The following is a 3,331-nucleotide window of genomic DNA, read 5'->3' on the forward strand; positions in this document are numbered from 1 at the left end:
CGGTCAGCCGCAGAGAGCCTCGGCATAGTCCAGAACATCGGCCGCAATCTGGAGGTGAAGCTGGCGGACGACGAATCGATTGGACGTTCGCCAGCCCGCCCGATCTCCAATCAGGCCGCCCGCCTCGGTTCGATTTCCTGGGCAATGCGCCCGAAGGTCGTGTTCACCAGCCGCGTCTCGCGCTCGGTCAGCTTCTTCGACGCTCCGGGAAGATCGCGCACGTCGCTCACACCGGCCTTCGTCATCTTCCTCCGCCAGTAGGAGACCTTCTGCCGTTCGGCATCGGTCATTGCGCCCTCTGCGTCGATGGCGCGGCTGGGCTTGTCGATGACGATGCCGGGCACCTTCTCTATCCGACCACCAAGGCGGTCATGGAGATATTGGGCCTGATTGCGCGAGAACACGTAGATCACGACCGGGACCGATGAGGCGAAGTCGCGGAGGGCACAGCGCATCACGAACTGGTACATGGCGTTGTACTCCCGCCATTCCGTCAGTTCCTGCGCCGACATCCCGCAGACCTCCTTCAGGGTCGCGATCTCGAACTTGCTGGCCTTCATCGCGACGAACCACGCGACCCGCTTGTAATGCTGAAGATCGTTCCGGCCGTGGGCCTTGGGGCTGATGTGGTCGGCAAGATCGAGTTTGACCTTGGCCTTGAGCTTGTCGTTTGCGCTCCAAAGGACCGGCTCGTGACCGGCGTCCTGCTTCACCCAGCTACTCCAAGCGTCGAGCGGCATATCGCCCTCGCGGAAGCGGGTGATCGAGCTATCGCGATGATCCGAGACGTATTTGATGGTGACGCGATCGGCAGTCGGGATGATGCGTTTGCGGCGCTCGAAATCGATCCGCTCGAACTGGACATCCCATTTCTGTGACCACCCGCGCACCGTCACCGATTTCATCGCCTCGTCGCCGAGCAGGCGGACGGCGCTGAAGGGAGCGAGATTGAGCGGAGCCGTGATGGCGAAGAACTCCATGACGCCACTGTCGGAGGGGTTGTCCCATGCCGTCCGCTTTACCCAGACATGCGTGTTCGGCTTGTTCAGCATCACGCACAGGCCGTGATGTACCTTGTCATAGTCGTCAACGTCGGTAGTCCGCGCGAGATCGCGACCGACATTGGTCAGGCCAAGACTGTAGCAGTCGCCGTCGTCCGTTTCGGGCCGGACATAGCGGTGGAGAACCTCGGGGTGATGCTTTGGGTCGATGCGGTACAGTTGGAATACATCAGGCACCTCGTCGAAGACGATCTCACAGTCACCCCAACGCGACCAATCCATCTGCATGGCCCCGGCCTGCGTCACGAAGACGATGGCAGGCCGCCCGGCAGGCGCATTGTTGAGTTCCTCGCGAATGGCGAACAGTTGGAGCGCAATCCGCAGGTCGCGGTGCTGGCTGTGCGCCTCGCGGGTCAGAAACCGCATGGCGTCGAGGCGGCCCGCAATGGCGAAGAACTCCTGCCTGCGCTTCTCGATGTTCTCGATCTTGTCAACGACGTAGACCACCCGCGTCTTCTCGCGGGCGATGCGCTTTAGCTCATCGTGGGTCTTCCCTTCACCGCATTCGCCCTCCTTCACCTGGACGGTAACGCCGGTCTCGTCGCGCTCCAGGATCGGGCTCCAGGGCTCCTGCTTATCTTCGACGGGTAGGCTCATGATCCAGTCGATGAGTTCCGCCGCCTTCTGCTCGCCATGGCGCGTGATGAAGTAGCCGTTGGCGGTTGCGTCGATCTGGCGAAGGATATGATCCATCTCGCCCGAGGTAAGATCGCCGCTGGTCTTCGCCCACACCATGCCGAGGACCGAGCGCATGGTTTCCCAATGGCTCCCGTTCACAACACAGTCCCGATAGAAGTCCATCCAGGCCGGGTTGAAGATCGCCGGATTTCCGATCTCGACTTCCTCGCGGACAGTCATATCGGCCGGGCGGCGCTCGATCGCGGAGGACTGACCGCGTGACGGCGAGGGCTGGGAAGGCCGGGGTTGCTTCTGCGCGATGTAGGCCGTCCAGCTACCGGGATGCTGCTCCTGGAGGAGCGACTGCTGGGCCAGGGCGTCGTCCACGCTGAGCGGACCCGCGCGCAGGCGCTCCGTCACCGTCGCCGAGAACGGCGGAGCGAAGATGAAGTCGCCAGGGTCGTAGATCGAAAGGTCGGCCTGCTGCCCGAACGCCGTCCAGTTCAGCCAGACCGCGACGCGCAGCATCTCAGTACGTGTGAGGTCGCGGTCCGTGTCGATGACGACCCTAAATTTCGGCTTCTCGGCGGTATGGCTGAAGGTCGTGTACATGAAGTAGGAGCAGCCCAGCCCATCGAGTGCCGAGGCGACGGTCTGCATTGCGACCATGGGGCGGGCTGTGTCGCTGTTGTCCACGTCGGCGCAGAAGACGCTGAGGGTCTTGGCCTCTGCGGCTCCATTCCGCCAGGAGCCGAAACGGGTGAACTGCGCTCCCGTCTTCTGGCTTTTGAACGTGCGCTCGCTCGGCATGTAGAGCGTCGGCACCCAGCCGAAGGTCTCCATCTTGTCGGCCTGCGGGCGCTGGTAGCGGAGGTCGTTCAGCACGTGGTCGCGGACAGCCTCGAACGAGGGGAAATCGTCCGTCGAGGTGATTGCAGTCATGTCCAGGCGGGTCTGCCCTGCCTTGGCATCATAAGTGCGCGTGAGATCACTCACGCTGTAGGTCCTGATGGTCATTGAAAATTCCTAGAATAACGTATTAAGAAAGGTATTTAAGGCTTATATCGTCAGCCTATTCTCACGGAATCGCTGGCGTCAATTTATTTATCGCGTGAGATCCGTGAGGATTATTTTTGAGATCGGGCTGACCATCTGTCATAGCAGCAGGGCAACTACTGAAGATTCCGCCTATGACTTACATCTCAACGACCGCCCGCCGGAAAACCGTATCGCCCGTGCCCTCTCGCACCCTTTCGACAGTGATCGAGAAGCTCGCCAGCATCCACGATGGGAAGAAGGGGCAGACGATCCCCAACGAGGTCATGGCCCTCTACAGGGCGATCAACGCCACCGATCGTTTCCGGCCCCGCATGCTTCGCATCATCGTGCCGACTCTGCGCTCGTCCGTGCGGAAGGGGATCATGGCGCGCGAGGACCTGCTCGATGTCGTGCGCGACGAACTGGTTCAGGCGGCCGATCGGCTACCGGCACAACGCCTCGAAGACTGGCTTGCAGCGGATCAGCGCCGCAGCGCCTATATCTCGGCGCTACCCCCAGATCGTGTTTCGGCGCTTCGGGAAGGCTATGTGGCCGAGGCCCTCCAGATTGCGGCCGATGTTCTGGACTATGCCGAGGCTCTCTGCGGCTGACCG

At 61.6% G+C, this 3,331-nt stretch carries 2 protein-coding genes; one reads left to right on the forward strand and one right to left on the reverse strand.

Features of this window, described 5'->3' with window-relative positions; genetic code table 11:
• Positions 1-110: 110 nt before the first annotated feature.
• Positions 111-2,696: a hypothetical protein gene (locus Q0Q36_RS25040; RefSeq protein WP_293802602.1), complete on the reverse strand. Its 2,586-nt coding sequence runs from the start codon at positions 2,694-2,696 to the stop codon at positions 111-113.
• A gap of 218 nt (positions 2,697-2,914) precedes the next feature.
• Here Q0Q36_RS25040 and Q0Q36_RS25045 point away from each other — a divergent pair, with 218 nt between their 5' ends.
• The gene (locus Q0Q36_RS25045; RefSeq protein ID WP_293802604.1) at positions 2,915-3,328 is read left to right on the forward strand and encodes a hypothetical protein; all 414 of its coding nucleotides are present in this window, start codon (positions 2,915-2,917) and stop codon (positions 3,326-3,328) included.
• Positions 3,329-3,331: the final 3 nt, after the last annotated feature.

It is taken from the genome of uncultured Allobosea sp., from assembly GCF_945957345.1.
GTDB lineage: Bacteria > Pseudomonadota > Alphaproteobacteria > Rhizobiales > Beijerinckiaceae > Allobosea.

Bases quoted from the DNA above. Each gene is read 5' to 3' on its own strand.
- Q0Q36_RS25040 (WP_293802602.1), bottom strand. From the start codon at position 2,696: ATGACCATCAGGACCTACAGCGTGAGTGATCTCACGCGCACTTATGAT.